At 42.6% G+C, this 26,896-nt stretch carries 16 protein-coding genes and 2 tRNA genes; 13 read left to right on the top strand and 5 right to left on the bottom strand.

From position 1 onward, the window contains the following. The first annotated feature begins 103 nt into the window (after window positions 1–103). On the top strand, window positions 104–586 hold the full coding sequence (locus FY557_RS11560; RefSeq protein WP_149247403.1) for a copper resistance protein NlpE: 483 nt from the start codon (window positions 104–106) through the stop codon (window positions 584–586). A gap of 30 nt (window positions 587–616) precedes the next feature. Here FY557_RS11560 and FY557_RS11555 read toward each other — a convergent pair whose 3' ends face one another. Beyond that, window positions 617–1,261, bottom strand: a complete 645-nt coding sequence (locus FY557_RS11555) for an MgtC/SapB family protein (protein WP_149247402.1) — start codon at window positions 1,259–1,261, stop codon at window positions 617–619. 86 nt (window positions 1,262–1,347) lie between these two features. On the opposite strand from FY557_RS11555, the gene FY557_RS11550 reads away from it, so the two are divergent. Then, window positions 1,348–2,052 carry a hypothetical protein gene (locus FY557_RS11550; RefSeq protein ID WP_149247401.1) on the top strand — a complete coding sequence of 235 codons (705 nt, stop codon included), beginning with the start codon at window positions 1,348–1,350 and terminating at the stop codon, window positions 2,050–2,052. 51 nt (window positions 2,053–2,103) lie between these two features. Here the strand turns inward: FY557_RS11550 and FY557_RS11545 are convergent, their stop codons facing one another. After that, the gene (locus FY557_RS11545; RefSeq protein ID WP_149247400.1) at window positions 2,104–4,815 is read right to left on the bottom strand and encodes a T9SS type A sorting domain-containing protein; all 2,712 of its coding nucleotides are present in this window, start codon (window positions 4,813–4,815) and stop codon (window positions 2,104–2,106) included. A 93-nt stretch (window positions 4,816–4,908) separates the two neighbouring features. Beyond that, entirely contained in the window at window positions 4,909–6,915 is a 2,007-nt protein-coding gene (gene ligA / locus FY557_RS11540; protein ID WP_149247399.1) for an NAD-dependent DNA ligase LigA, read from the bottom strand. A gap of 239 nt (window positions 6,916–7,154) precedes the next feature. Between ligA and FY557_RS11535 the strand changes: the two genes are divergently transcribed. From FY557_RS11535 to FY557_RS11490, 10 genes are all read left to right on the top strand, one after another. Then, window positions 7,155–10,256: a TonB-dependent receptor gene (locus FY557_RS11535; RefSeq protein ID WP_149247398.1), complete on the top strand. Its 3,102-nt coding sequence runs from the start codon at window positions 7,155–7,157 to the stop codon at window positions 10,254–10,256. A gap of 163 nt (window positions 10,257–10,419) precedes the next feature. Further along, entirely contained in the window at window positions 10,420–11,163 is a 744-nt protein-coding gene (locus tag FY557_RS11530; protein WP_149247397.1) for a glycerophosphodiester phosphodiesterase, read from the top strand. A gap of 446 nt (window positions 11,164–11,609) precedes the next feature. Continuing rightward, on the top strand, window positions 11,610–14,585 hold the full coding sequence (locus FY557_RS11525; protein ID WP_149247396.1) for a SusC/RagA family TonB-linked outer membrane protein: 2,976 nt from the start codon (window positions 11,610–11,612) through the stop codon (window positions 14,583–14,585). Window positions 14,586–14,596: 11 nt separating this feature from the next. Next, window positions 14,597–16,048: a SusD/RagB family nutrient-binding outer membrane lipoprotein gene (locus tag FY557_RS11520; RefSeq protein WP_149247395.1), complete on the top strand. Its 1,452-nt coding sequence runs from the start codon at window positions 14,597–14,599 to the stop codon at window positions 16,046–16,048. 148 nt (window positions 16,049–16,196) lie between these two features. Further along, complete coding sequence (locus FY557_RS11515; RefSeq protein WP_149247394.1) at window positions 16,197–17,780, top strand: calcineurin-like phosphoesterase C-terminal domain-containing protein; 1,584 nt, start codon at window positions 16,197–16,199, stop codon at window positions 17,778–17,780. A gap of 392 nt (window positions 17,781–18,172) precedes the next feature. Then, the gene (locus FY557_RS11510) at window positions 18,173–18,886 is read left to right on the top strand and encodes a 3-ketoacyl-ACP reductase (RefSeq protein WP_149247393.1); all 714 of its coding nucleotides are present in this window, start codon (window positions 18,173–18,175) and stop codon (window positions 18,884–18,886) included. Window positions 18,887–19,595: 709 nt separating this feature from the next. Continuing rightward, a complete protein-coding gene (prmA, locus tag FY557_RS11505) occupies window positions 19,596–20,423 on the top strand; it encodes a 50S ribosomal protein L11 methyltransferase (RefSeq protein ID WP_149247392.1) in 828 nt (275 codons plus the stop codon). Window positions 20,424–20,442: 19 nt separating this feature from the next. After that, window positions 20,443–21,282, top strand: coding sequence for an SH3 domain-containing protein (locus tag FY557_RS11500; protein ID WP_149247391.1), 840 nt, complete (start codon window positions 20,443–20,445; stop codon window positions 21,280–21,282). Between the two features lie 24 nt (window positions 21,283–21,306). Next, window positions 21,307–21,867: a GNAT family N-acetyltransferase gene (locus FY557_RS11495; protein WP_149247390.1), complete on the top strand. Its 561-nt coding sequence runs from the start codon at window positions 21,307–21,309 to the stop codon at window positions 21,865–21,867. A gap of 67 nt (window positions 21,868–21,934) precedes the next feature. After that, window positions 21,935–22,153, top strand: a complete 219-nt coding sequence (locus FY557_RS11490) for a hypothetical protein (protein WP_149247389.1) — start codon at window positions 21,935–21,937, stop codon at window positions 22,151–22,153. Between the two features lie 315 nt (window positions 22,154–22,468). Here FY557_RS11490 and FY557_RS11485 read toward each other — a convergent pair. Both FY557_RS11485 and FY557_RS11480 read right to left on the bottom strand, forming a co-directional pair. Beyond that, window positions 22,469–22,542 (bottom strand) — tRNA-Arg (locus tag FY557_RS11485). Between the two features lie 16 nt (window positions 22,543–22,558). Further along, window positions 22,559–22,633, bottom strand: a tRNA-Pro gene (locus FY557_RS11480). A 347-nt stretch (window positions 22,634–22,980) separates the two neighbouring features. On the opposite strand from FY557_RS11480, the gene FY557_RS11475 reads away from it, so the two are divergent. Further along, complete coding sequence (locus FY557_RS11475) at window positions 22,981–26,886, top strand: response regulator (protein ID WP_149247388.1); 3,906 nt, start codon at window positions 22,981–22,983, stop codon at window positions 26,884–26,886. The last annotated feature ends 10 nt before the right edge of the window (window positions 26,887–26,896 follow it).

Here is a 26,896-nt window from a genome sequence, read left to right as displayed (position 1 = left end):
AATTAAAGCTGGAGAACTATCAAACTTTAAACCTCAACCTTTGAACAGCCCCTCGGCTTAATTTTTGCTGCTTAAAAAGCATTCACACCCACAATCACTGATTATGAAACACCAGATGCAGATCTTAGGCATGGCAGCCATTACCTTGTTGGCGTCCTGTACCCAGAAAGATAAAAATCCTGAGATTGATATTACTGCTAAAACGGATCCGATGGCGATCCAGGCTCCTGTCGACAGTGCCAGTACCACAACTTCGGTAGAAGGCGATACTTCTGAAAATGCTCTGGACTGGTCGGGTACTTACACAGCGGTTGTACCATGCGCAGACTGTCCGGGAATCAAAACAGATGTGACATTGAATAAAGACAAAACCTTCACCCTCAACGAAGAATACCTTGAACGGAATGTCAAAAACCAGGACAAAGGAAGCTTCGGGTGGAATGTCTCCGGAAAAGTAATTACCCTCAAAGGAAAAAACTCCAGCTACAAATACAGAGTCGGGGAGAATACCCTTACCCAACTTGACATGAGCGGCCAGCCAATCGACGGCCCGAACAAGGATTTGTATGTGTTTAAAAAGAAATAAAAAAAGAGACATCAAAGCCTCTTTTTTTTATTAAAATTGATAACTGATAATTTTTTCCTCTTTCATTAAGGTTTCCGTTAAAGCCTGATGCTGTGCATTTTTTCCGACAATGATCCAGGAAGTGGTGAGTTCTCCCTCCTCGTATTTCTGTTTTGAAATCATGAACCGTAAATTATATTTCTTAAAAATTGTTTCACAATGCATAAGGTCATGATGACTGGCAACCGTTATTCTATATTCGCGGATTTTATGTTCGCGATCAATCAGCTTTTCAAAATAGGTGAGTGAACTTAAAATCACCAGCACCAGAAGGGTCCCCAGAACGGCAAGGTAAACATAACCTGAACCCACGGCCATTCCGATGGAAGCCGTTGCCCATATCGTTGTTGCCGTAGTGATCCCATCAATTTTGTTATCGCCTTTAAAGATCACACCGGCCCCAAGAAAACCGATTCCGGTAATGATGTTGGCAGCAATCCGGTCGGGGTCATCAACACCGATCTTGACAGAAAGAATAGTAAACAGGCAGGAGCCGAAACAGATCAGGATGAACGTGCGCAGCCCCGCCGATTTGTTCCGGTATTCGCGTTCCGCACCGATAATAATTCCGAGAACCACGGAAATGAAAATAAGCAGCAATTCGTTCTGAATCGAATGGTCATTTAGAAATTCCATTGTTAAAATCTTACTTATTAAAGTTACGATAATTCTTTCGTAAAGATTTAAAATGAGGTATATTAGATTTAAAATTAGACGATAAAATGATTCCTGAGGAGCTAAATGATGCTGTTGAAAACCTGTACGCCGTATTTTCAGGATATGGGCTAAAGACACACATCACCGGCTGTCCGTGCTGTGTGTCGGATGCCGATCAGGAAAAGATTTACAGCATGCATCTCAGGGAATTACAGGGAGAAGACCTGTCGAGATATGCGTTCAAAGCGATGACGACCTGGGGTAATGTGAATGATTTTAAGCATTTCCTGCCCCGCATCCTGGAACTGATGCGTGGTGATGAACTCAATATTCATGCTTCAACGGTGCTGGGCAAGCTGAAATACGGCCGTTGGGAAAGTTGGGAATCCGCAGAGCAGAAAGCAGTGACCGCTTTCCTTATCGCGTGGTGGAAACATATTCTTGCACACCATTCTTGTTTCGATAGCAGTTTTTTCTGCGGATTTTATGCATTAACGGGAACTATCGAAGTTCTGCTGCAGCATTGGCCCGTAGAGATTGCCGGGAATACGTTTGTGATCTATGTCGACTTCATTCAGTTTTATTATCAGGACTTTATCGGCCGGAAAAATGATTTTAAAGATTTCGATGAGACGGTGCATACTGAATTTTCCGGATGGATCAGGAAAAATACGGTGTTTCTGGAAGAAGGGTTTTATTACTTCGAAAATAATAACGGGCGATTTGCTGCTGAGATTTCCGATGCGCTGTATACTTTTGAACACAGCTAAAAAAAAGACTGCCTTATGAAAGACAGTCTTTGCTTATGATAACAATTAAATTTAGTTTTTAATAAATTTCTGAGTGAATGTTTGATCCTTTGTCGATAATTTAACGATATAATTTCCTTTGGCAAGCTCAGAAACACCGACAGTGTTTCCTTTAACCGGAACAGCCATCATAACCCTTCCCGCAGCATCATAGATTTCAGCTTTTATGATTTTATTTTTGGATTGAATATTTAGGACGTCTTTTGCCGGATTCGGATAAATGGCAATGTTGCCGGTTTCTTTACCGGTTTCTGCAGTAGCCAGTACGTTCTGCACGGTTGTTGTGAAGGTATTTGTTGTAATCGGCGCATTATAATCAAAATAAATTTTTGCCAGATTGCTGAAGCTGTCTCCGGCATTTAAGGTAGATTTTGTTTTGATCTTAAATGAAACATATCCGTCATTATTCGCATCATCAAATGGCAGCTGAATATTTTCAAAGATAAATTCCACAACATTCGGATTCGTTGTCCTCGTAACGAAGTTATGGCTTGCATTCAGCGGGATCAGACTGGATACATTATATTTGGAAACGTCAATAACGTCTTTTATTATAACGTTTTGTGCATTTGCCGTTCCTGTATTTTCAAACCGAATCAGATAATGAACGTAGTCCCCGACTTTTATCTGTGAAATTGTAGTTCCCTCTAAACAGCTTTTGTCATTTGGATCAAAAGAATTCACAACCGTCTGATTCAATGTAAATATATTGTCAGAAGGCGTATCATCAGCAGCACTGTTTACCTGCACTGTATAGTTTAAAATATCGCCTTCGTTTAAAGCGGGAGTCTGGATGGGGGTGTTCAGTTTTAAAGTCACTGCGATTTCTCTTGTTTCAAAAGGAAGAAGATTCGTGAAATTCCAGTTTAGCAATCCTGTGGATTGTGAATTCGGAGTTACCATTGACGATAAATAATCAGTCACATTATCATTATAATTAAATGAAACCGTTCCGGATTGTGTCGTGTTTCCCTTGTTTTTATAAACGATTTTATAGGTTGCGTTAAATCCGGGACGTGCCGCCATAAGCGGAATGATTACTGCTTCGAGGTCATTGTGTATGCCGTTTGCCGTTAAACAGAAGTTTTGTGTAAGAGGGCTGGTCTGTGTTGGAAAATTGGCTGTAAAAGCAGGAGGTGAAATGTTAAAATAAGCCGGGTTTTCCAAGATCGGAGTCACAGTGTGAACTCCGGCCGGAACAGAAACCGAATAATTCCCCGAATTATTGGCCATAATGCTGCCGGAGACTGTTCCATTGGTAATATTAAATTTCTGAAATGCTCTGCTAAGGTCATTTATATCACAACCGTTGTTATTGCTGTCGTATTTTATATTTCCGCTGAACGTATATTTGGAGTTACCCGGAGTGAAATAGCAGTAACTATTCACATTTGTAGTGGGATTACCCTGTGCTGATACGTAATTTGCAAATTGATTCATTTCAAAATCATCACAACATATATTCTGAAGCTTAGGATTAGGAAAAAGAACTGTTGAAGAAACATAATTCATGGCCTGGTTTTTTAGTAGAACCTGTTCAAGATCGGGATTATTATTACATTTAATATTTGTAAGATCAGGATTGTTGGATAAATCGAGATTGATGATATCGTTATAATCACAATCCAGCCTTAAAAGATTAGGCAGCATACTAAGATTAAGATATGGCAGGTGATTGTTGGAACAAATGATTTTTTTGAGGCTTACGGACGTAGAAAAATCAAGACTTGACAACTGATTGGATGTGACATCGAGATTTTGAAGTTCCGGTAAATTATTCAAACTTAAAGATGAAATTTGATTATTTGATACATCGATATTCTGAAGATTAGGATGATTATTTACCACCAAAGAGGAAAGGTTATTGTTGATTAAATATAAATTTGTTAATGCAGAAGCACCGGTTAGGCTTATGTTAGAAATATTATTGAATGGTAAACCTACGCTAATAAGCGAGCTGCAGCCATCTAGAATTACATTGGAAAAAGAATTGGCCTGACCACTTACATATTGAAGAGTTGTATAATTGGTGAGATCGAGAATAGGAAGGCCGGTAGTAAGCAGGGTCAGCTTTTTAAATTGTGGCGATCCTGTAAAATTGATATTCGATAAAAAAGGTGTATAAGAAATGAATGCTTCTTCGAGGCTGGCCATATTAGATCCGTTTACGGTTTGAATTCCGGGACCATTTTGTATAAGCAACTCTTTTAATGCAGGAAGCCCTTGAAGATTAGCCGTCTGAAGATTATTGGTTCCTATAAGATTCAGATAGGTTACAGAATTACTGTTAACAACCAGATTGGCTGCATTGAAACCTAAATATAAAGTTTTTAATTTTGGACAAGAAGAAATGTCAATAGAGGTCAGATAATCAGACCAGGTATTTAGAGATTCTAATTGAGGAAGATTTAGGGTTAAATTAGTATACTTATTATAGCTGATACCTAATGTTTTTAGATTGGTAAAAGAGTTGATACCCGTCATATCTACAATGGAATTGTTTGACATGTATAATGTTGCTACACTTTGTGCTTCTGATAACTGTATATTGCCATCGTAATTGGCATCAATTCTTATACTGTTACCGGCACTGTTTAGTGCAAATCCGTTGGTATTGTTTGCTGCGAGTAATTTTGCCTTAAAAACGGGATCTGGAATATTTACAATCTGTGCCTGAAATACAGCAAGCATCATTAAACAAATGACTGAATAGATTTTCTTCATGGTTACAAACAAGTTTTTCCTTTTTTTTTAAAGCGCAAAAATAAACCATTGAAAATTAATTCCAATGGTTTAGATATAAATATTTTTCTGAATTTACTGTTTCTCCACCAGATCCAGAAACTGCTGCTCATCCAATATTTCAATAGTTCCAATGCTCTGGGCTTTTTTCAGCTTGCTGCCGGCCTTTTCGCCCACCACAAGGTAGTTCAGGTTTTTGGAAACGGCTGAGATATTTTTTCCGCCATGTTTTTCCACCATTTCTTCTGCGGCTTCCCTCGTAAACAGGGATAATTTCCCGGTGAAAAGGAAGGTTTTTCCATCCAGAACATTGGACAGGACTTCATTGGTGCTTTCCCCTTTTTCCAGCTGAACGCCGTAAGACTTCAATCTCTCCAGCATCAGGATATTTTCGGAATTATGCAGGAAATCGTAGAGGCTAACGGCGATTTTGGTGCCGATGTCTTCCACCTGGCAAAGTTCTTCGACGGTTGCATTTTTCAGCTCGTCGATGGTCGGGAAATTTTTCACCAGCTTCTTGGCGACGGTTTCGCCGACATGCTTGATGCCAATCCCGTACAATACCTTTTCAAACGGGATTTCTTTTGATTTTTCAATCCCTGAAATAATATTCTGGGCCGATTTCTCCGCCATCCTTTCCAATGGCAGAAGCTGTTCTTTGGTCAGGGCGTAGAAGTCTGCAGGATTTTCAATCAGCCGTTCCCTGTAAAGCTGTTCAATGGTCTCGCTTCCAAGGTTTTCTATATTTAAAGCTTTTCTAGAAACATAGTGGATCATTCTCCCGACAACTTGCGGCGGGCAGTGCAGTTCGTTCGGGCAGAAATGGATCGCCTGGTCCTCAATTTTTACCAGCTCCGTGCCACATTCGGGGCAGTTTTTGATATACTCGATTTCTTTGCTGTCTTCCGTTCTTTTTTCCGGATTCACGGCAACGATTTTCGGGATGATCTCGCCGCCTTTTTCTACATAAACAAAATCGTGCTCATGCAGATCCAGCTTTTTGATGATGTCTTCGTTGTGCAGCGATGCCCGTTTTACAATGGTTCCGGCTAATAAGACCGGTTTTAAGTTGGCCACCGGGGTGATCGCTCCCGTTCTGCCGACCTGATAGGTCACTTTATCCAGCTGGGTTTCTACCTTTTCGGCTTTGAACTTATAAGCCATCGCCCATCGCGGGGATTTTGCCGTGTATCCGAGCTGCCTCTGCTGTTTTAATGAATTTACTTTCAGAACGATCCCGTCAATTTCAAACGGCAGATTGTGTCTTTCCAGATCCCAGAAGGTAATAAATTCCTTTACTTCAGCCATGGTCTTGCACAGCCTGGCCTGTTGAGAGATCTTGAAGCCCCAGGACTTGGCTTTTTCAAGAAGCTCCCAGTGGGATTCTGCAGGAATTTCTTCTGAAATATACTGGTACAATACCGAAGACAGTCCGCGTTTTCGTACTTCGCCGCTGTCCTGCATTTTCAGGCTGCCGCTGGCCGTATTTCTTGGGTTCATAAACGGATCCAATCCGTCCTCTTCACGCTGTTTATTGATCTTATCAAAATTTTTCCGGGTTAAATAAATTTCGCCCCGCATAAAAAAATGCTGCGGAAAATCGCCTTTCAGCTTCAACGGGATATCAGAAATGGTGCGGACATTCCCTGTAATTTCATCACCCTGGAAACCGTCGCCCCGGGTAACGGCCTGTACCAGCTTTCCGTTTTCATACAGGATGGAAATCGAAGCCCCGTCGTATTTCAGTTCGGCAACGAATTCCACAGGCCCGTCGGTGGTTTTGATGATTCTTTTTTCCCAGTCTTCAAGATCGTCGAAATCGTAGGAATTGTCCAGAGAATACATTCTGAATTTATGTTGTATCGTCGGAAACACTTTGGTAATGCCGCCGCCTACGCGTACCGTAGGGGAATTTTCATCATAAAATTCGGGATGTTTGGCTTCCAGGTCGCGAAGCTCCTCCAGCAGCATATCGAAATCATAGTCTGAAATCGTCGGCATATCAAGGAGATAATAATTTTCGTTATGCTGGTGAAGTTCTTTGCGGAGGTCTTCTATTTTCTGTTGGATATTGTCGGACATCGGGTTTCTATCTTTTCAGCAAAAATAGCTAAATCCGATGTAAAAAATAAGACAATTACCCATTCTGAGAAAATTAAAAATACGTAACATATTTCAACCGGCTGACTATCTTTCGGATAAATCCGGGGTTAAAATTTACTTAACATCATGTTCCCATAAAGTTTAAAAAATGTTAAAACTCCCTTAAACAAAGGGTTCGCCAAGTCAGGATACCTTTGCATGCAGCTAATTTGAAAAATATGAAAAGAGTAAAAATTGTATTGGGACTGTTATTTCTGAGTTTTGGAACCCTGGCCTATGCACAGACTACGCAGGCTTCCATTACCGGGAAAGTAACCGGTACCGGGAAAGCCCCTCAGGAAAAGGTGAAAGTAACGATTGTGAATGAATCCACCGGGTTTAAAACGGAAACGGAAACCAATTCAAGAGGTGAGTATATCTTTAAGGAAATTCCTTTGGGCGGGCCTTATACCATTATAGTGAATGACGAGAAAAGGGAAGGCTACAACGTCAACTTCGGCGACCAGGTAACCGTAAACCTTGATCTTGCCAGTGAAAAATCCATCGAAGAAGTGGTCGTCGTAGGAAACCTCAAAAATAAAATCGGAAATTTAGGAGCGGCTACCGCGATCACTACAAAAAACATGGGAATCCTGCCGGTGAACGGAAGGAATTTCGCCAATCTTGCGGAACTATCCCCTTTAAGCGGTAAAAACGGGAGTATTTCCGGGCAACTGGGTTCTTCCACAAACTTTACCATCGACGGGATGACAGCTAAAAACCCCACTTCTGCAGGAGCTACGACCAGCCGGAGCGGTGCCCCGTTTTCCATTTCCATTGAAGCGGTGCGTGAATTTAAAGTAACTACCAACCAATATGACGTTACCCTGGGGAGAAGCGGCGGCGGAACCATCAGTGCCGTTACAAAATCCGGAACCAACAAATTCTCCGGAAGTGCCTGGGAATATTTAAGAACCAACTGGCTTTCCAGTCCTTATGACATTCGCGGAAACAAGAGAAACGTCGATTTCTCAACTTCACAGTTCGGTTTCTCCTTAGGCGGGCCGATTATTAAAAACAAACTGCACTTCTTCGTTGCATGGGACCATCAGCTGGATTCCCGGCCATTACAGATTGCAGACATCCAATCGCATGAGGATGAGTTGAGGCTGAATACCACGACGGCGACTTTAAATAAATTCCTGGATGTGGCAAGGGCAAAATACGGAGTTTCCAACAGCCCTCAGTTCGGAAGTTTTAATAAGGTAAGAAATTCCGATGCCGCTTTTCTGCGTCTGGACTGGCAGATCAATGAGAAAAACCTGTTGACCTTAAGAAACAATTTCACTTACGATCTGAACAAAATCGGGTTGGCAGACAATACGGCCATCACGGCTTATGAATCGTATGGAAATGATAAAAACCTGGACAACAGTTTATTACTTACCCTAAGGTCGAACCTGAAGCCTAATTTAACGAATGAACTGAAGGCACAATATCTGTACACGTTCCAGGACAGCTACCAGAACGACCAGCTCGGGCATCCGGTACCCAGAGCCATCGTTGAAAATATCGTAAGCAAGATCGACGGCAAAGACCGGGCAACCAATATCCAGATCGGAGGCCACCGTTTTGCCCAGGAAAGCTTCAGAAACAATGTGTTCCAGCTGGTAGACAATTTATATTACAATACCGATAAAATCAAATACACTTTTGGCGCGGATCTGATGTATACGATGGCCAGATCGGTATACGGAAGCGAAGTGAACGGAAGGTTCCATTTCAGGGAAAACCCTACACAGAACGGAGATAACCTGTATAATTTCAACAACCAGATCGCGTACCGTTTTTACAGGGAAGTTCCTCTGATGGATGATCCGTCCGTTAAATCGAATATTTACAACCTTGGGGTATACGGGCAGATCCAGACGAAAGTGGCTAGAGGACTGGATTTGATGGCCGGCTTACGATTGGATTACGGCGGTTATCCGAAAGCAGGACTGAACCAGAAGCTGTATGACGAAATGGGAATCCGGACGGATAACCAGATTAAATCATTCATTGTCCAGCCGAGATTCCAGTTCGATTGGAATATCAACGAAGGAAATAAAGACTTCTTAAAATTCGGAGCCGGGATATTTTCATCGGATATCAACAATTACATGATTATCAATAACCTGGTGTTTGATGGTAGGCATTTGGCAACGGTAGATGTAACCGGTAAAGATGTTCCTGTTCCGGACTTCAATAGCTATAGAAATGATTACGGAACGGTACCTACGCTGTCCCAATACCAGCTTCCGACCATCAATTACACCGGAAAAGATGCCAAGATCCCGGTGGTATACAAAGCGAACGTATCGTATACGCACTTCTTTAACGAAAGATTCAGGGCAGGGGTTGCTGCTTACATGGCTTTGGGAAGAAACAATTATTTCTACTACGACCGGAATATGGTGGCCAACCCAGATTTTAACTTAGCCAACGAAGGTGGAAGAGGCGTTTTTGTGCCGGCAGCAACCATTGCTGCCAACGGAACCCTGAACTGGAAGGACGGAAGAATCAATAAAAACTTCGGACGGGTTCTGGAACTCGTGAGCGACGGAAAAGTAAACCAGTATTCCTTTGTGGTAGACACCAGCTACCGGTATTGGAAAGACGGGGAAATCACGGCAAGTTATACCTGGGCCGATATTAAAGACAATACGTCTTATAATGGAAATGTGGCCAACTCGGCGACTTTATCTACACCGGTAGCCAGCGATCCGAGAAACCTGAGAATGTCGTATTCCGATAACCAGTTCCGAAACAAAGTGGTGATCTACGGAAATTCACCGACGATTGCTGGGTTTACTTTAGGGATCAGATATGCCGGAATGGGCGGAACGCGTTTCTCCGTACTTGCCGGAGGGAATGTAAACGGAGATTTCGTGGATTCCAATGACCTGGCGTATATTTTCCCGAACCTTACGCAAACCCTGATCGATAATCCTGAAGTAGGAACGGCACTGAAAAATTATATTACAGATTACAACAATGAAATTGCGGAAAGAAACGGCGGAAAGAACGGTTTCTACGGAATCTGGGACGTGCGTGTTGCAAAGAAGATCAAATTTGAGAAGATCGGAGCTTTCGAGCTTTCGGTGGATATTTTCAATGTGGCGAACCTGCTGAATAAAGAATGGGGCGTCAACAAATCCTACGGCAACATGTCGCTTTACAGTATTACCGGATTCGACCAGACGACCAGGCAGTTCAAATACAACCTGAATACGAGCGGACTGGAACCGCTGAACGGAAACCCGTACCAGATCCAGATCGGAGCAAAATACACGTTCTAAGAATGTGAGAGGTGAATGGTCATTGTTGTTTTCTTATTTGAATGGATCAAATTATTTTAAATGATCATCATTCACTGACGAAGCAAAATTGACCATTCTCTTAAATTTATATACCTTTATCTGAAAGTTGAAAAGCTTTTTAGTTTAATATTTAATTTATAATATGAAAAATTTTATCTTAGGGTTAGCAGTTTTAAGCACAGTGGTTATGAAGGCACAAACCCAGGTTATCGCCCACAGAGGGTACTGGCAGACCCAGCCGCCGATAACGGAAAATTCGCTGAAGTCGCTGGAGAATGCACAGAAGTTGAAGATCTACGGTTCCGAATTCGATGTACGGATGACGAAGGATGGGATTCTGGTCGTAAACCATGACGAACACTACGCCAAAATGGAAATCTCCGAAACCGATTTTAAAGAGCTGGAGAAAGTAAAACTATCTAACGGCGAAGATTTTCCTACCTTGAAAGATTATCTGAAGCAGGGGAAAAAAGACAAGGCATTGAAACTGATCGTTGAAATAAAGCCGGACAAGACGAAGGAGAAAGAAGATGAGCTGACGGCAAAGACAATTAAAATGATTAAAGATATGAAGCTGGGAGCCCAATGTGAATTCATTTCTTTCAGCCTGAATATCTGTAAGGAAATCAAAAAGCTGGAGCCTTCTTTTAAAGTACAGTATCTGAAAGGGGAACTTTCTCCGGAGCAGATCAAGGATGAAGGACTGGACGGAATCGATTACCATTACAGCATTTTCCAGAAGAATCCGACCTGGATTGCCGATGCAAAAGCTTTGGGACTGATTACCAATGCCTGGACGGTAAATGATATTGCCATTGCAGACGAACTGAAAAAGCAGGGGATCGGGTTCATTACCACCAATATCCCGGATCAGCTTAAAAAATAATCCCGGTTATATTTAGCTGAAAACAGCCTGCCTCATTTGAGACAGGCTGTTTTGCTTATGTAAAGTAAATATGATTATATTAATGATTATCAAACGGAAAAATAAAAAAGCTAAGCAATGGCAAAACCTCCGGTATCCAGCTTCCCTCTTCCAGCTATTATACTTCGGATTCATGCTTAAATACAGATTAATTCCTGAATGAAAAGCCTTTGTGGTAGATCTGTGGTATATTTTATTATCCCAAGAAAAGACAATAAAAATAGGTAAATAAAACCATCTTATCATATTAAAAATCCGTAATGATTTTAACCTGTTGTTAACCAAAAATGTATATTGTGTTGTTAAATATAAATTAATATAGCGTTTAATAATCCTTTAATATCTGTTAAAAGCATGTTAAAGCGATACTCATAATGTCGTTCTATTTTTGCGCAAACAAAAAGGATATGCGTAAAGCAACACAGAAAGTACTCATCTTATCATTATTAGGACTCGTCAGTGTAGAAATGGCAGCCCAGCATCAGGTAAAAAAAGACACCATTAAAAACATTGACGAAGTGGTCGTAACCGCTTTGGGGATCAAAAGACGTGACCGGTCTTTGGGATATGTAGCAGAAACCATTAAGTCCGAAGAATTATTGAGAACCCAGAATAACAACTGGTCCCAGGCATTGGAAGGAAAGGTAGCCGGGCTGAAAATCCAGACGGCAGGAGCCGGGCCACTGGGCAGTTCGATCATCAAGCTGAGAGGGGATATCTCCATGAACCCCGACCAGAATAATGCCTTGGTGGTGGTAGACGGGATTCCGTTGAATAATAATACCACCGGTACCGGTTATTCCGCATACGGAGCAGGTTCGAAAGCGGATCTTCCGATCGATTACGGAAACGGGATCAATACGATTAATCCTGATGATATCGAATCCATTACCGTACTGAAAGGAGCTACCGCATCCGCGCTTTACGGTTCCAGGGGAGCTGGCGGAGCCATTATGATCACCACCAAATCAGGAAAAAGCAAGAAGGGAAAAGTACAGGTGACTTTAAATTCCTATTCAAGCTACGATACAGTGCTGAAATGGCCGGATTACCAGTATGAATATGGGCAGGGAACGCTTCAGAAAGATGCCAAAGGAAACTTCTATTATTCTTACGGAGCATCGGCAGACGGAGTAAACACCGGTTCTACCAGCAGCGCATTCGGGCCTAAGTTTGCCGGGCAGTCCTTTTTCCAGTATGATCCTACCGTAGAAGGACAAAGCAAGGAACGTCAGTTATGGAGACCTTATAAAGATAATATCAAAGGATTCTGGGAAACCGGGGCTACCTTTTCCAATAACATCGCACTTGAAGCTTCCAACGAAAGCACATCTTTCAGATCTTCCTTAACCTATCTGAAAAACGAATGGATGATGCCGAATACCGGTTTCGACAGATTCACTGCCGCTTTCTCCGTAGATCATAAACTCAATGAAAAACTGAAGGTCGGTATCAAGTTCAATTACAGCAAAACGAAAAGTGATAACCTTCCGGCAACGGGATACAGCAACCAGTCGATTTCCTACTTCATGATCTTCCAGAACCCGAATGTAGATCTTTCGTGGTACCGGCCGATCTGGAAAGCAGGAAAAGACCAGGTGGAGCAGGTTCACCCGTTCAGTTCCTTTATCGATAATCCTTACCTCATCGCTTACGAAATGCTGAACGGGGTAGATAAAAATTTCATTACAGGAAATGCAAATCTTAATTATAAGATTACCAAAAATTTTGAAGTGATGGTGCGCTCGGGAATGGAATTGACCAATGAACTGCGTACCCAGAAAAGGCCCTGGAACTCCGCCAATTACCTGCAGGGAATGTACAGGGAGCAGTACGTAAAGCTGATGGACATGAACAATGACGTGTTGTTTACCTATAAAACCAAGTTCAGCGATTTCGATTTCAGTGCATCGGCCGGGGGAAATATCCGGTATATGGAATATGTAATGAATGATTATATCGCAGAAGGGCTTTTGAAGCCGGGAGTTTATACCTTACCGAACGGAATCGCAAATATTTCAAAATTTGCCAGACCTAATGACAAGCAGGTAAACAGTGCCTATGCTTTGGCATCATTAGGTTACCAGAATAAAATATTTCTGGATCTTACCGCAAGAAACGACTGGAGCAGTACGCTTCCGGAAGAGAACCGCTCTTATTTCTATCCTTCGGCGGCTGCCTCTTTTATCCTTTCCGATATCTTTAAGCTGACTTCAGACCGTTTCAACTTCTGGAAGCTGAGAGCCTCATGGTCCAGAGTAGGAAACGATTCCGATCCTTATCAATTAATTAAATACTATAACAACAGCGATTTTCAGGGATCCGTAGAATCTCCGTCTTTATATCCGAATCCGAACCTCCGTCCCAATATGATTACCAGTATTGAAGCCGGAATGGAATTCGGGATCCTGAAAAACAGGCTGAATTATACGGTTACCGCCTATCAGAACAACTCCAAAGATCAGATTGTCAGGATTCCGACGCTTTGGGAAACAGGCTTCAGCAGCAAAGTCATCAATGCCGGTGAAGTAAGAAACCGTGGACTGGAAGTTACGCTGAATGCTTTCCCGGTGAAGAACAAGAATTTCTCATGGGCCGTGAATGCCAACTGGTCGATGAACCGTAATAAAATCCTTTCCCTCCCGGAAGAATTCAACGGTGAACCTTACACCATGGGAAGTGTAGGCGGAGTGGTATACTTTAATGCGTATGTCGGCGGTTCCCTTGGAGATATGTATGGGTACGGATTGATGTATTCCCCGGATGGACAGGTGATCTTTAATTCAACAGACGGATTAACGGCAAAACCGACCCAGATGAAAAGAATCGGAAACGCCTATCCGGAATGGAGGGCAGGGCTTCAGAATGAATTCAGATATAAAGGAATTACGGTAAGCTTCTCGTTCGACGGGCAGTATAAAGGAATGGCCTATTCCCAGTCCCACCACAAAATGACCGAGCAGGGAAAACTGGAGCACACCTTAGCCGGAAGGGAAAACCCGAACGGAATGATTGTCGGAAACGGTGTTGTACAGAATCCGGACGGATCCTACTCACCTAATACCAAAGCTATTTTATTATCAACTTATTACGGCGATTACTACAGAAGAGCCAATGTGGAAACCAATACGTTCGATACTTCATTCATCAAACTCAGGGACGCAAGGATTTCCTATACTTTCCCGAGAAGCATAACCGAAGAGCTGAAGCTCACCGATCTTACCCTAGCTCTATTCGGAAGAAACCTTTGGATGTGGACGAAATTCCCGCTCTTCGATCCGGAAGCCGCCACCCTGAACGACAGCCAGATCACTCCCGGCGTGGAAATCGGGCAGCTGCCGACAGCAAGAACCGTGGGAATCCAGCTTAATGTTAAATTCTAAAATCTTACAACATGAAAAAATTACTTTTAAATATCATATTGGTTGCAGGAATCGGTTGTATTCCGGTTTCATGCAGCAGAACCCTTGATGAGGTAAATACCGACAACAGCAAGATCAGCGAATCGGTCGCTTCAAAGCTCCTGGTACCGGTACAGTATAATATGTCTGCCGTAAATTACATGAGGGCTAATGATTTCACTTTCGATCTGATGCAGGTTTCACTGGATTTTCCGAACGAAGGGAATACGCTCAGCCGGTACAATATTACCGAAAATACAGGTGCGGGATTCTGGAACAATAGCTACAAGTGGATTAAACAGGTGAAAGACATGAGGGTTGCCGCAGAAAGAGATAATGATCCGAATTACCTGGCCATTTCAATGGTACTGAATGCCTGGATTTATTCCAATCTTACCGATACGTACGGAGATGTGCCGTTTTACGAAGCTTCCAGTTTGGAAGACAATATTTCCCAGCCGAAATTCGACCGTCAGAAAGATATTTATGTACAGCTGCTGAACGATCTGAAAACCGCCAATTCCCTTTTTATCACAACCAAAACACTAGGCGGCCCGGATCTTTTCTACAAAGCGGAAAGTGACGTAAACGGGATCGCTAACTGGAAAAAATTCTGTAATTCGCTTTCGCTGCGTTTGTTAACCCGGATCCTTAGCAAGGACGGCGAAGTGAATGTAAAAGAGCGGATCCAGGAAATTGTCAGCAATCCGACGGCTTATCCTATTTTCCAGAGTAATTCGGAAACGGCAAAAGTAGGGGTAACAGGTGTTGCTCCGCTTCTGCCGCCGATTACAAGGCCTCAGGATTTTACAACCGGAAGAGCCGCATCTGCATTCTTCGTGGAAACTTTAAAAGCGAATAATGATCCGAGAATGGCTTTGTTTTTCAGCCAGGCAAAGAATCTTGCCAATGCGAACATTGGGTATAAAGGCGCTCCGTCAGGCTATGCTTACGGCACTACTTTCGATTACCAGCCGTCTAATATGAACCAGAACCTTTCCAAGGCTCCGCTTAATATTCTTGTATTTCCTTATGCCGAGCTTCAGTTTATCCTTTCGGAACTCGCCTTTAAAGGGATTATTCCGGGAAGTGCCCAGAGTTATTATGAAAGCGGGGTAAAGGCCAGTATCGAACAATGGGGAGCCACCATGCCGGCCAATTATTTCACCAATGCGAATGTCGCGTACAACGGAACTTTAGAAAGAATCATGCTTCAAAAATACGTTGCTCTGTTTTTCGTCGACCAGCAGCAGTGGTTTGAAAAAAGAAGAACCGGATTCCCAGTACTGCCGAACAACGGAGGACTGCTGAATAACGGAGTTATGCCGTCAAGACTCATGTATCCGCCAAATCCGAGGGTATTGAACACCAACAATTACCAGGCTGCCGTTCAGCAGATGGGTGGCGACAACATCAACGTAAAAATGTGGTGGAATAAACCATAATTAAAAGAATAGCATTCATTAAATATTATCAACCCATTGCTGAGTGTCAACACCTTTGCAAACGAAAAGCATCAACGGTTTTTGAAGAAGGCTCTTTGCGGACATAGCGTTAAAACCAGCAGCCATAAACAAACTAATTAAGATTAAAATGAATATAAAATTTTTAATGCCCTGCATGCTGATTTCAGCTATGGCATTCTCCCAGGCTTCCGTTTCGGGATATGTATATGAAGACGGTAATAAAAACCAGAAAAAAGAAAACCGCGAAAAAGGAATTCAAGGCGTAGCCGTTTCCAATGGCGCCCAGGTAGTCCTTACCGATAAAAACGGAAGGTACAGCCTGCCGGTTCAGGACGGACAGACCATCTTCGTGATCAAACCTTCCGGGTACATGACGCCCGTAAACGGGAACAACCTTCCACAATATTACTACCAGTATAAACCGAAAGGGTCGCCGGCCGATTTTAAATATAAAGGTTCGGCCCCTACCGGAGAACTTCCGAAAGAAATCAATTTTGCCCTGCACAAACAGAATGAAAGCAAAAATTTCGATATTCTGGTATTCGGGGATCCGCAGCCTTACACGGAAAAGCAGCTGGATTATTTCAGGAGAGCCATCGTGAACGAGGTGAAAAATACAAAGAAAAATGCCGTGTTGGGAATCAGTCTCGGGGATTTGGTAGGGGATAACCTGAGCCTGCAGAAACCTTATGCCGATGTGATGAAAGAAGTGGGATTGCCATGGTATAACGTGATGGGAAATCACGACATGAATTACGATGCAAAAGAAGATATGCTTTCCGACGAAACGTTTGAATCCAATTTCGGCCCGGCCAACTATTCCTTCAACTACGCAAATGTTCACTTCATCGTACTGGACGACATTCTGTATCCGGATCCGCGTGACGGAAAAGGCTATTGGGGAGGTTTCCGCGAAGATCAGCTTCAGTTTATAGAGAACGACCTTAAACTGGTGGATAAAAACAAACTCATCGTCGTTTCTTTCCATATTCCTTTGGACCACAAGAACGAAGACAACTTCAGGAATGCCGACCGTCAGAAATTATTCGATAACCTGGCTCCTTTTAAAAATGCTTTGCTTTTATCGGCGCACACCCACATCCAGCAGCAGCTGTTCTATGGCAGAGAAGCCGGATGGAACGGTTCTAAAGACCTTCACGAATACAATGTCGGGACAACCTGCGGCGACTGGTGGTCCGGAACTTCGGATGACCTTGGACTGCCGACTTCTACCATGAGGGACGGGACGGCCAAAGGATATTCATTCATCAGCTTCAGCGATAACGAATATAAAGTAAAATACAAGACTGCAGGAAAACCGGAGGATTACCAGATCAACCTGTACGTGCCGAAAGTGGTTCCTTTCCCTTCAAAAACTTCTGCCAAAGTGTTGGCTAACTTCTTCATGGGAAGCAAAAAAGACAAGGTAGAATACAGAATAGATGGTGGAAAATGGGAAGACATGCAGTATGACGAAACAGTAGATCCGAACTTTGCCATGTCGGTTTTCAAATGGGATACTACGCAGACCATGTTGGCGGGCAGAAGGCCTTCCAACCCGGAAATGTCCCGGCACATCTGGACAGGGGAGTTCCCTAAAAAACTTTCCCTTGGTAAACATAAAGTTGAAGTAAAAGCAACGGATATGTATGGAAACAAGTTCTCCTCCACAGAGGAGTTCGAGGTCCAGAACCAGATCTTGATTCCTTAATTTTCATTTATTACTATACTTTCAACGAAACCGGCCCGCTTTTGGGTCGGTTTTAATTTTTAACCTGAATCTAAGGTGAATTTAACTGTATTTTATTATTTTCAGCCGTTTATTTAAATGAAAGATCGGAGTTCAATTTGGTGATCAGGATTTTAAATCAATTTCTATTGATCAGTAACAAATGATTTAACTGATGCCTTTGATAGTAATATCGACAAGAGAAGCTTCCGGCTTTCAGCTTCTTTCTTCCAGCCTATTCTACTTTGGGTTTATGTTAAACCTAAATCTAAACCTTAAAAATTTATTATATCAATCGTCACCATATCGCTGAAGAGCCGTATTTCCGGATCATCTTTTGTAAATTTGCTGTCAGGAATAAAAAATTCTAAAAAATGAATATAAACGGAAAAAATGCCATCGTTACAGGAGGCGGAAGAGGGCTGGGAAAAGCAGTGGCTTTAGCATTGGCTGCCGAAGGCGTACACGTGGCCATCACGGGAAGAAACGAAGAAAACCTCAAAATGACGGTTGAAGAGATCAAAAAGTTCGGTGTAAACGCAACGTATGCGGTTTTTTCCGTAGACAATGAGATCCAGGTAAAGGCAGGAATCGAGTTGGTAGCAGAACAGCTGGGCGGCATCGATATCCTTATTAACAATGCAGGTATCGGCGACTTTGGGTCCATTGAAGAAATGCCTTCCGAAACCTGGGAACAGGTGATTAAGACCAATCTTTTCGGGGTGTATTATGCGGCGAAAGCGGCCTATCCGTTCATGAAAGCAAAAGGAGAAGGCGACGTGGTAAACGTAGCTTCAACGGCCGGTCTGAAGGGAGGTCCGAACATGTCGGCCTATGCAGCTTCAAAAGCAGCAGTGGTCTCTCTGTCGCAATCCATGATGGCGGAATGGAGAAAGCAGAACATCCGTGTTATTACTTTAACGCCGAGCACCATAGCTTCCGATATGTCGATCCAGGGCGGATTAACCGATGGAAACCCTGAAAAAGTCCTTCAGCCGGAAGATTTCGCCGAATGGGTAAGGGATATCCTGAAAATGAACAGACGTGCTTTAATCGCCAACGGTTCTATTTTTTCTACGAATCCGTAATTGGTTTAAAGTTTTGGGTTCAAATTTCTATCTAAGAACCTGATCGTATATCAAAGCGGGCTTCGGTCCGTTTTTTTATTGCAGATGATTTACTAAACACAAGAATTCTATAAAAATCAATCATCGATCATATGTCTTTTCGGAGCTTTTTCCCGCTTTCTGTTGCAATCTTTTTTTTCAAAAAAGGATTTCCACGGCAATCGGGGCTAAGACATGGGTGGGGAAATTTGGTATAAGAAATAAGTCAACACGCGCCACATCAATGCTCCCACAGATTCACGGAATTTTACGGATCATTGCGCTGCTCTGTTTAAAGGTTGAAAGCTGGATGTTTAAAGGTGATATACTTTTGGTAACCGCGGATGTGCAAGGATTTTTACGAATGTTTGTTCATGTTGATTGCGTTGGTGTGGGCTAAATCAAAAGTTTAACCGCCTTGTTTGTTTATCCTGTAGGATCTCAATTTGGTGTTAGAGAATCTTCCGGAAAATTTAGTATGGATTTCTTTGAAAATTTTTGATTTTTCTTTACGATGTGTTCTGAAATATTTTTAAAGTGTCGCCATCTGACTCTGATGGGTCTTAGAGATCTCAAATTCATATCCAGCGTACTTCATTTCTAAAACCGTCAAAAACCTCAATCCGCAATTTAATCCGGCAATTTTAAAAATTCAATTTTTAAATATTTATTTTTGCAGCAAATTAGTCACATGCAAAATTATTTAGAATTCGATTTCAAAATTACACCGCTTCAGCCGTGGAACGAAATACTGATGGCCGAACTGATCCAGATCGGTTTCGACAGTTTCACGGAAGAGCTGGAAGGGATTTTAGGATATATCCAGAAAGACCTTTTTAATGAAGAAGAACTCAGGGCACTGCCGATTTTTCAGAATGAAGAGGTAAAAATCGAATATACCTTCAAAGAAATGCCCAACATCAACTGGAATGAAGAGTGGGAGAAAAACTTCGAACCGATCAACATCGATGATAAAGTGCTGATCCGTGCTGAATTCCACGAGTCGGTTCCGGGAATGCACGAAATCGTGATCCAGCCGAAAATGTCTTTCGGGACGGGGCATCACCCGACGACCCACCTGATGATCCAGCAGATGATGGATATTGATTTTCAGGATAAAAAAGTGCTGGATATGGGCTGCGGGACTTCCGTGCTGGCCATTTATGCCAGGCAGAACGGAGCCGGAGAAACCAAAGCCATCGATATCGATGAATGGTCGGTGGAAAATTCAAAAGAAAATGCCGCCCGGAACAGCGTAGAGCTGGACATCGAATTGGGAACCGCTGAAAACTTAGGAAAGGAAAATTACGATATCATTCTGGCCAACATCAACAGAAACATTCTGATTTCCGATATCCCGACCTACGTGACCGTATTGAACAACGGAGGGAAGCTTTTGCTTTCCGGATTGTGCTTCTTCGATGTGGACGATATCCTGGAAGTCTGCAAGGAAAACGGACTGGAGCTTAAAAAGCAGCTGCAGCGGGAAGAATGGGTGAGCCTGCTCCTCGAAAAATAAATACCACCGAAATATTAATATGAAAACCTTTTTTACCGCTTTATTTCTGCTTACCGTTCAATTCCTGTTTGCGCAGGAAGAAATGTATGCCGACGGAATTTTTAATTTCGAAGAAAACAAACCGCAGAAAATATTTACCGACGGTGCGAGGATCCGCCAGTCTCCCCAGGTAAATGCGCAGATTCTGGATTCTCTGAAGGCTAATCAGCCGGTTTTGATCCTTAAAAAAGAAAAAATGGTCCTGAAGTTGGGCGAAAGGGCTGCTTCCTGGTACAAAGTTTCTTATAATAAAAACGGCCGGAATTCCGAAGGTTATATTTGGGGCGGGAGCCTCTGTACAGGCTACCGGAATAAAAATGGCTATGATTTCCTGTTGGGTCTTACAAAAACCATCACCAAAAAGGATCCTCAGTTTCCCGCCGAAGCCATTCAGCAGAACATCGCTGCCGTCAGGATGATGGAAGGAAATGCTGTAATTGATGAGATTTCCTTTGAAACGGGCTCGGGAGAAAGTTTGAGCTACGGAAATTTTACGGTAGAAAGCAATCACAAACTCAAAAATGTCGAATTTACCTTAAAAGCCACTGTTTCCGGGGAAGCATGCGGAATTCCCGGGTACGACCAATATATTTTAGTTACCGGTAAGAAACTCGTTGCCCTGCCTCAGCTGATGAGCGTTGGGGATGCCGATGTCTACTACCATCATGAAGAATTTATTTTCCCCAATGATAAAGGCGGAATTCCCAATGCATTCATCTATAAGATGGAGGAAATGGAAAAAGATGAACATGACCGTGAAAAGAAGAAGAAAGCTTCAAAAACTTATCTTTGGGACGGAACTGCCTATCGACTTAGATAAACCGGTTAACTACAGAACAGGGCTATGAAAAACCATACAGGCCAGGACGATGAATATGTTTTCCCGGTTTTAACCACTGAAAGGCTCGTGCTGCGAAGGTTCCGGCCGGATGATATCGAATCGGTATACCAAGGATTGTCACATCCGGAGGTCATCAGGCATTATGGAGTAAGCTACGGCAGTGTGGAAGCCACTCAGGAGCAGATGGACTGGTTTACCAAGATCGAGAAAGAAGAAAAAGGGCTCTGGTGGGCGGTCTGCAACAGGCAGGATCAAACCTTTCTGGGAGCCGTCGGATTCAACAACCGGAATCAGGAACACCGGAAAACCGAAATGGGCTACTGGCTGCTGCCCGACTACTGGGGCTCCGGAATCATCGGGGAAGCCGGACGGGCCGCCTGCGAATATGCTTTCCAAAAGATGTCGGTGCACCGGATCGAAGCCGTTGTAGAAACGGAAAACAGGAACAGCAAAAAAGTAATGGCTCAGCTGGGCTTTGAACTCGAAGGCATTATGAGAGACTGCGAAATAAAAGACGGGAAATTCATCAGCCTGGAGATGTATGCAAAGCTAAGCCGGATGTGAGAGTTTACCTTTTGCACGGATTAAAAAATATTAAATTCCCAAATGCGGAAATGCTATGCTTGGAACAATGGAAGAATTTATTCCTGAAAACCTTGAAGAAGCCGGAAGGCGTTATTCAGGTTTCGGAAAAGATCTTTACAGACAAATCGAACAACGATTTCCTGATGTTTTCAGCAATCTTCAGTATTATCAATGCATTGATATTCAGACGGAAGACAGTTGTGCTATATACACTAACGATCAGAATTCTTTTGTATTCAGCTTGATCCCGTATGCGAAAAAATAGTATTGTGGAATGAAGAAAAACAAATAGAAATTGGTTATTGGTCCGATGATGAATATAAAGACGCTTTAAACTTTATTCAATCTGAATTGTTGTACGGTCGATAACATATAAAAGGTCAGTAAAAAGATGTAAAGTAACGCTCATAAGCCTAACAGGTTTCAAAAATCCGTTAGGTTTATTTATTCACTGAATCCATTGATTTTACAACCGATCCCGATCCCGTTTCTGGAATGATTCTAAGAATCGAATGCTCTATCCGGCTAAATCATCATTTCAAAACAAAAAACCTCACAACAGAAGTTGTAAGGCTTAAAGTGAGCGCGAAAGGATTCGAACCTTTGACCGTCTGCTTAGAAGGCAGATGCTCTATCCAGCTGAGCTACGCACCCTAAAGTGTTTTTTAAGTCGGGGCGGCAGGATTCGAACCTGCGACCTCCTGGTCCCAAACCAGGCGCGATGACCGGACTACGCTACGCCCCGATTGAGGTCATCTTTAACAAGAATTACCTTGTTTTTTGTGGGTGCAAATATAGAATGTTTTTTTGAATTATAAAAATAAATTTACAATATTTTTTTACATATTCGTCTGATAAAGTTTCCTGATCTAATTTACCGGGTTCATAATCATAAGATTAGCTGGGTTCTGAAAGGTCTGATAATTAAGGAGGCCTGCCATCTCTTCCGAATAGAGGAAATACGGTTCGGAATTATCCGCAAATCCCTTTAGTCACTTTTTTGTGAAATGAGGTATGTGTTTCTTTAAAAAATATTTTTTGTATTCATTTTCTTATTATATTTATCATTATAATGATTTATGCTTTAATAATATGAATAATTATCCGGTTCCTGCTAACGAAAAAGAACGGATCAAAAGACTGCAGCTTTTAGATTTGTTAAACCTGTCCAAGGATCCTCAGCTTGATATTTTCACGGAAACGGCACGCCTGATTTCAGGCTGCCAGATTTCATTTATTGCTATTATGGAGAGTGATACCCACACCATCAAAAGCTGCATCGGTGCTTCGATGGATGTTCTGGACCGTAAAGATGCGATCTGTCATTATCCCGTGGCTACCGGACAGATGGTAATCATTCAGGATACCCTGCTTGATGAGCGGTCTTCCGGCAGTGCAGTGATCCTTGAAGCCGGGATCCGCTTTTATGCGGGAGTACCGCTTATGGATGAAGAAGGATTTGCCCTCGGTACCTTGTGCGTCCTGAATAATGAACCCAAAAACTTATCCGGGGAACAGATTGCTACGCTTAAAAAATTAGCAGAAGCCGTTACCAAACTGCTCATCGCAAAAAAGAAAAATATTCAGGCCGAATACTTTCAGCAGATCTTTGATGTTTCAAATAACCCGATTTGCGTTCTGAATGATAAATTGATGGTGAAGGATATTAATCCTGCTTTTGAAGAGGCTTTTAAAATAGACACAAGCCAGGTGACGGCACTACACTTTCTGGAACTTCTTGGAAATCAGCCTGACGGGATTCAGGAAAAGATAGAACGTTTTCCCGGCAATGATGAAGAACTGATGGTCACCACTTCTTCAAAAATAAACAATACGCATAAAGTTATCATCGAATGGTATATGAAACGCAACCATAACCATTCTGAAATTTTTTGCTTCGGAAATAATATTACCCAGCATATCGAGGAAAAAAGGCAGTTGGAAAGCTCCGAACGCCGTTTCAGACGCTTTTTTGAAAATGCAATCGGCTTGATGAGCATGCATGATATGGAAGGCAATATTCTCGAAGTGAATAAAAAAGGAAGAGAAACCCTTCATTATTCTGAAGAAGAAGTACAGGGTCTGAATTTACGAGACCTGGTGCCTGAAAAAAACCGGAAGCACCTTCAGGAGTATCTTCAGCATATAAACGAGAATAAGGAACATCTCGGAACGATGATCCTGAAAACAAAGGAAGGAGAAGAACTGGTCTGGATGTACCACAACCGTGTGGAAATCGATAAGGAAGGAAATCCTTATGTCTTAAGTACTGCATTGAATATAACGGAAAGGATGCTGCTTGAAGAAGATCTTGTCTATACGAAAAAAATACTGGAGCAAACCAGTGCTACAGCACAGGTCGGTGGATGGGAAGTAAACCTGAACAATCAGTCCGTATTCTGGTCCGAGACCACAAAAGAAATCCACAAGGTAGCAGCCGGCTATCAGCCTGAATTCGAGGAAGCGGTGCGTTTTTACCGGGAAGAAGATCAGGCCAGGGTAGGGTTTTTATTCAATCGGGCGGTATCGGAAGGAATCGCATACGATGAAGAATTTCAGCTGGTACGACAGGACGGCGTCATGATCTGGGTACGGGTAAAAGCAATCCCTGAATTTGAAAACGGGGTATGCACCAGGGTGTTCGGAATAATTCAGGATATCGATGCATTTAAAAAGCTTTACCTCGAACTTTCGAAAAAAGAGGCCATGCTGCAGTCTTTCATAACCTATGCGCCGGTTGCCGTAGCGATGTTTGACAGGAATCTGAATTACCTGGCGACGAGCAGCTGCTGGAAAGACGAGTTCAATATGAACGGCCGGGAGCTTGTAGGTGAAAATATCTTTACCGTCTCACCAAACGTTTCCGATGAAATCCGGACCATCTACCGGGATGCCATAAGAGGCAAAGCTTATAAAAATGAGGATTTCACCCTTACGGTAAGTCATCAGGAAGAACTTCAGCATTATACCCTTGAAGTAAGGCCATGGTATTTGTCAGATGGTGTTATCGGCGGAGTCATTGTTTCCGTACAGAATATTACAAATACGATAAAAACCAACAACGAACTTAAGGAAGCCAAGAAGATGGCCGATATTGCAAGCAAGGCGAAATCGGAATTCTTAGCCAATATGAGCCATGAAATCCGTACACCGCTGAACGGGGTAATCGGTTTCTCAGACCTGCTGCTGAAAACACCGCTCAATGAGACGCAGAAACAATACCTTAATTACATTAACGAATCAGGCGAAAATCTACTTACCATCATTAATGATATTCTCGATTTTTCTAAAATAGAATCCGGTAAAATGGAGCTTGTCATCGAAAAATGCAATGTGTATGATCTGGTTAACCAGGTCATCAATGTCATCCTTTATCAGTCCCAGAAGAAAAACATCGAGTTATTACTGAATATTGAGCCCGGTCTGCCTAAAACTTTATGGATCGATGAATCCAGGCTAAAGCAGATCCTGATTAATCTGTTAGGAAATGCCGTGAAGTTTACGGAACAGGGCGAGATCGAGCTTAAAGTAGAAAAGCTGAATATAGACGGAGAGAAAATTGTGCTCCGGTTTGCCGTCCGCGATACCGGTGTTGGAATTGCAGAAGAAAAACAGCAGTACATCTTCAATGCTTTTACGCAGGAAAATAGCTCGATCAGTAAAAGATACGGCGGAACAGGCCTTGGGTTAACGATTTCCAACAATATCCTGGGCTATATGGGAACCCATCTTAAACTGAATAGCATTCCTGGCAAAGGTTCCGTATTTTATTTTGACATTGAAGTGCCTTACGAACTTTCTGAAGCAAATGGCGATGAAGAACTGAAAATTAAAAAAGCCCTGGTAGTAGATGATAATGAAGCCAACAGGATTATCCTTCAGCATATGCTGGCCTATAAAAATATTGATTCGAAATTAGCGGCTAACGGTATGGAAGCGTTACAGATCTTACTGTCCGGTGAACGTTTCGATATTATCCTTATGGATTATCACATGCCGGTAATCTCAGGGCTGGAAACTATAGAAAAAATCAAAGTTTTATTCAGTAAACAGGACGAGACCTCGCCGCTGGTCATTCTCCACACTTCCTCGGAGGAACATGATGTCATCAATTCTTTCCGTCAGGAAGAAAATTCTTATTTTCTGCTGAAACCTATCAAATCAGAAGAATTGTACAGAACCCTGAGAAGAGCGGTGGAAAACAACGAAAAGGAAATTCCTGGAATGCTCCCGCAGGAAAAGCAGGAACCTGTTTTACAGATACCGGAACTACATGTGCTGCTGGTAGATGACAATCCGGTCAATATGATCCTGAACCATAAAATGATGATCTCCCTGATTCCTGATGTGCAGCTTACCGAAGCCATTAACGGACTGGAGGCCTGGGAGCAATGCCAAAACCGGGATTTTTCGCTGATCCTGATGGACGTGCAGATGCCGGTAATGGACGGCATGGAAGCTACAAGAAAAATACGGCAGCTGCCGGGTTATGCGGAGGTACCCATCATCGGAGTGACTGCCGGAACGATAGCCGGAGAAAAAGAAAAATGCTTGGCATCGGGAATGGATGACTTTCTTCCTAAGCCGCTCCGTCAGGCCGACCTGTTGGAAATGCTCACGAAATATCTGACCCAGGGACATGAAGAGGCCCAGGATACGGTAAGCAATAATGGTTATATCGATATGAACCTGCTGCATGAGCAGACCGGAGATGATGAGGATTTTAAACAGATGTTTTTAAATCTGGTTATGAGTGAGCTCAGCCAGGCAGAGAATAACATCAGATTGGTTGTCGCGGAAAAGAACGCTGGCGAATTAGGGAAAATCCTTCATAAACTAAGGGGCACGGCCGGAACGGCGGGATTGGTGAAGCTGGCAGAAACCGCTTTGCGATGGGAAGCCAAAAAAGATCAGCAGATTGATTTTATTGCCCTGCAAGAAGAAATTACCGATGAAATAGCCAAGGGATTGGATGCCATAAAATCTTTAATAAATTAAAAATAAAAAC

Origin of the sequence: Chryseobacterium sp. SN22, from assembly GCF_008329705.1 — a bacterium.
Classification (GTDB): Bacteria; Bacteroidota; Bacteroidia; order Flavobacteriales; family Weeksellaceae; genus Chryseobacterium.
Note: the sequence above shows the minus strand (reverse complement) of the source record. Positions and strands in the feature narration are given on the sequence as shown.

Bases quoted from the DNA above. Each gene is read 5' to 3' on its own strand.
- FY557_RS11560 (WP_149247403.1), top strand. From the start codon at position 104: ATGAAACACCAGATGCAGATCTTAGGCATGGCAGCCATTACCTTGTTG.
- FY557_RS11555 (WP_149247402.1), bottom strand. From the start codon at position 1,261: ATGGAATTTCTAAATGACCATTCGATTCAGAACGAATTGCTGCTTATT.
- FY557_RS11550 (WP_149247401.1), top strand. From the start codon at position 1,348: ATGATTCCTGAGGAGCTAAATGATGCTGTTGAAAACCTGTACGCCGTA.
- FY557_RS11545 (WP_149247400.1), bottom strand. From the start codon at position 4,815: ATGAAGAAAATCTATTCAGTCATTTGTTTAATGATGCTTGCTGTATTT.
- ligA (WP_149247399.1), bottom strand. From the start codon at position 6,915: ATGTCCGACAATATCCAACAGAAAATAGAAGACCTCCGCAAAGAACTT.
- FY557_RS11535 (WP_149247398.1), top strand. From the start codon at position 7,155: ATGAAAAGAGTAAAAATTGTATTGGGACTGTTATTTCTGAGTTTTGGA.
- FY557_RS11530 (WP_149247397.1), top strand. From the start codon at position 10,420: ATGAAAAATTTTATCTTAGGGTTAGCAGTTTTAAGCACAGTGGTTATG.
- FY557_RS11525 (WP_149247396.1), top strand. From the start codon at position 11,610: ATGCGTAAAGCAACACAGAAAGTACTCATCTTATCATTATTAGGACTC.
- FY557_RS11520 (WP_149247395.1), top strand. From the start codon at position 14,597: ATGAAAAAATTACTTTTAAATATCATATTGGTTGCAGGAATCGGTTGT.
- FY557_RS11515 (WP_149247394.1), top strand. From the start codon at position 16,197: ATGAATATAAAATTTTTAATGCCCTGCATGCTGATTTCAGCTATGGCA.
- FY557_RS11510 (WP_149247393.1), top strand. From the start codon at position 18,173: ATGAATATAAACGGAAAAAATGCCATCGTTACAGGAGGCGGAAGAGGG.
- prmA (WP_149247392.1), top strand. From the start codon at position 19,596: ATGCAAAATTATTTAGAATTCGATTTCAAAATTACACCGCTTCAGCCG.
- FY557_RS11500 (WP_149247391.1), top strand. From the start codon at position 20,443: ATGAAAACCTTTTTTACCGCTTTATTTCTGCTTACCGTTCAATTCCTG.
- FY557_RS11495 (WP_149247390.1), top strand. From the start codon at position 21,307: ATGAAAAACCATACAGGCCAGGACGATGAATATGTTTTCCCGGTTTTA.
- FY557_RS11490 (WP_149247389.1), top strand. From the start codon at position 21,935: ATGGAAGAATTTATTCCTGAAAACCTTGAAGAAGCCGGAAGGCGTTAT.
- FY557_RS11475 (WP_149247388.1), top strand. From the start codon at position 22,981: ATGAATAATTATCCGGTTCCTGCTAACGAAAAAGAACGGATCAAAAGA.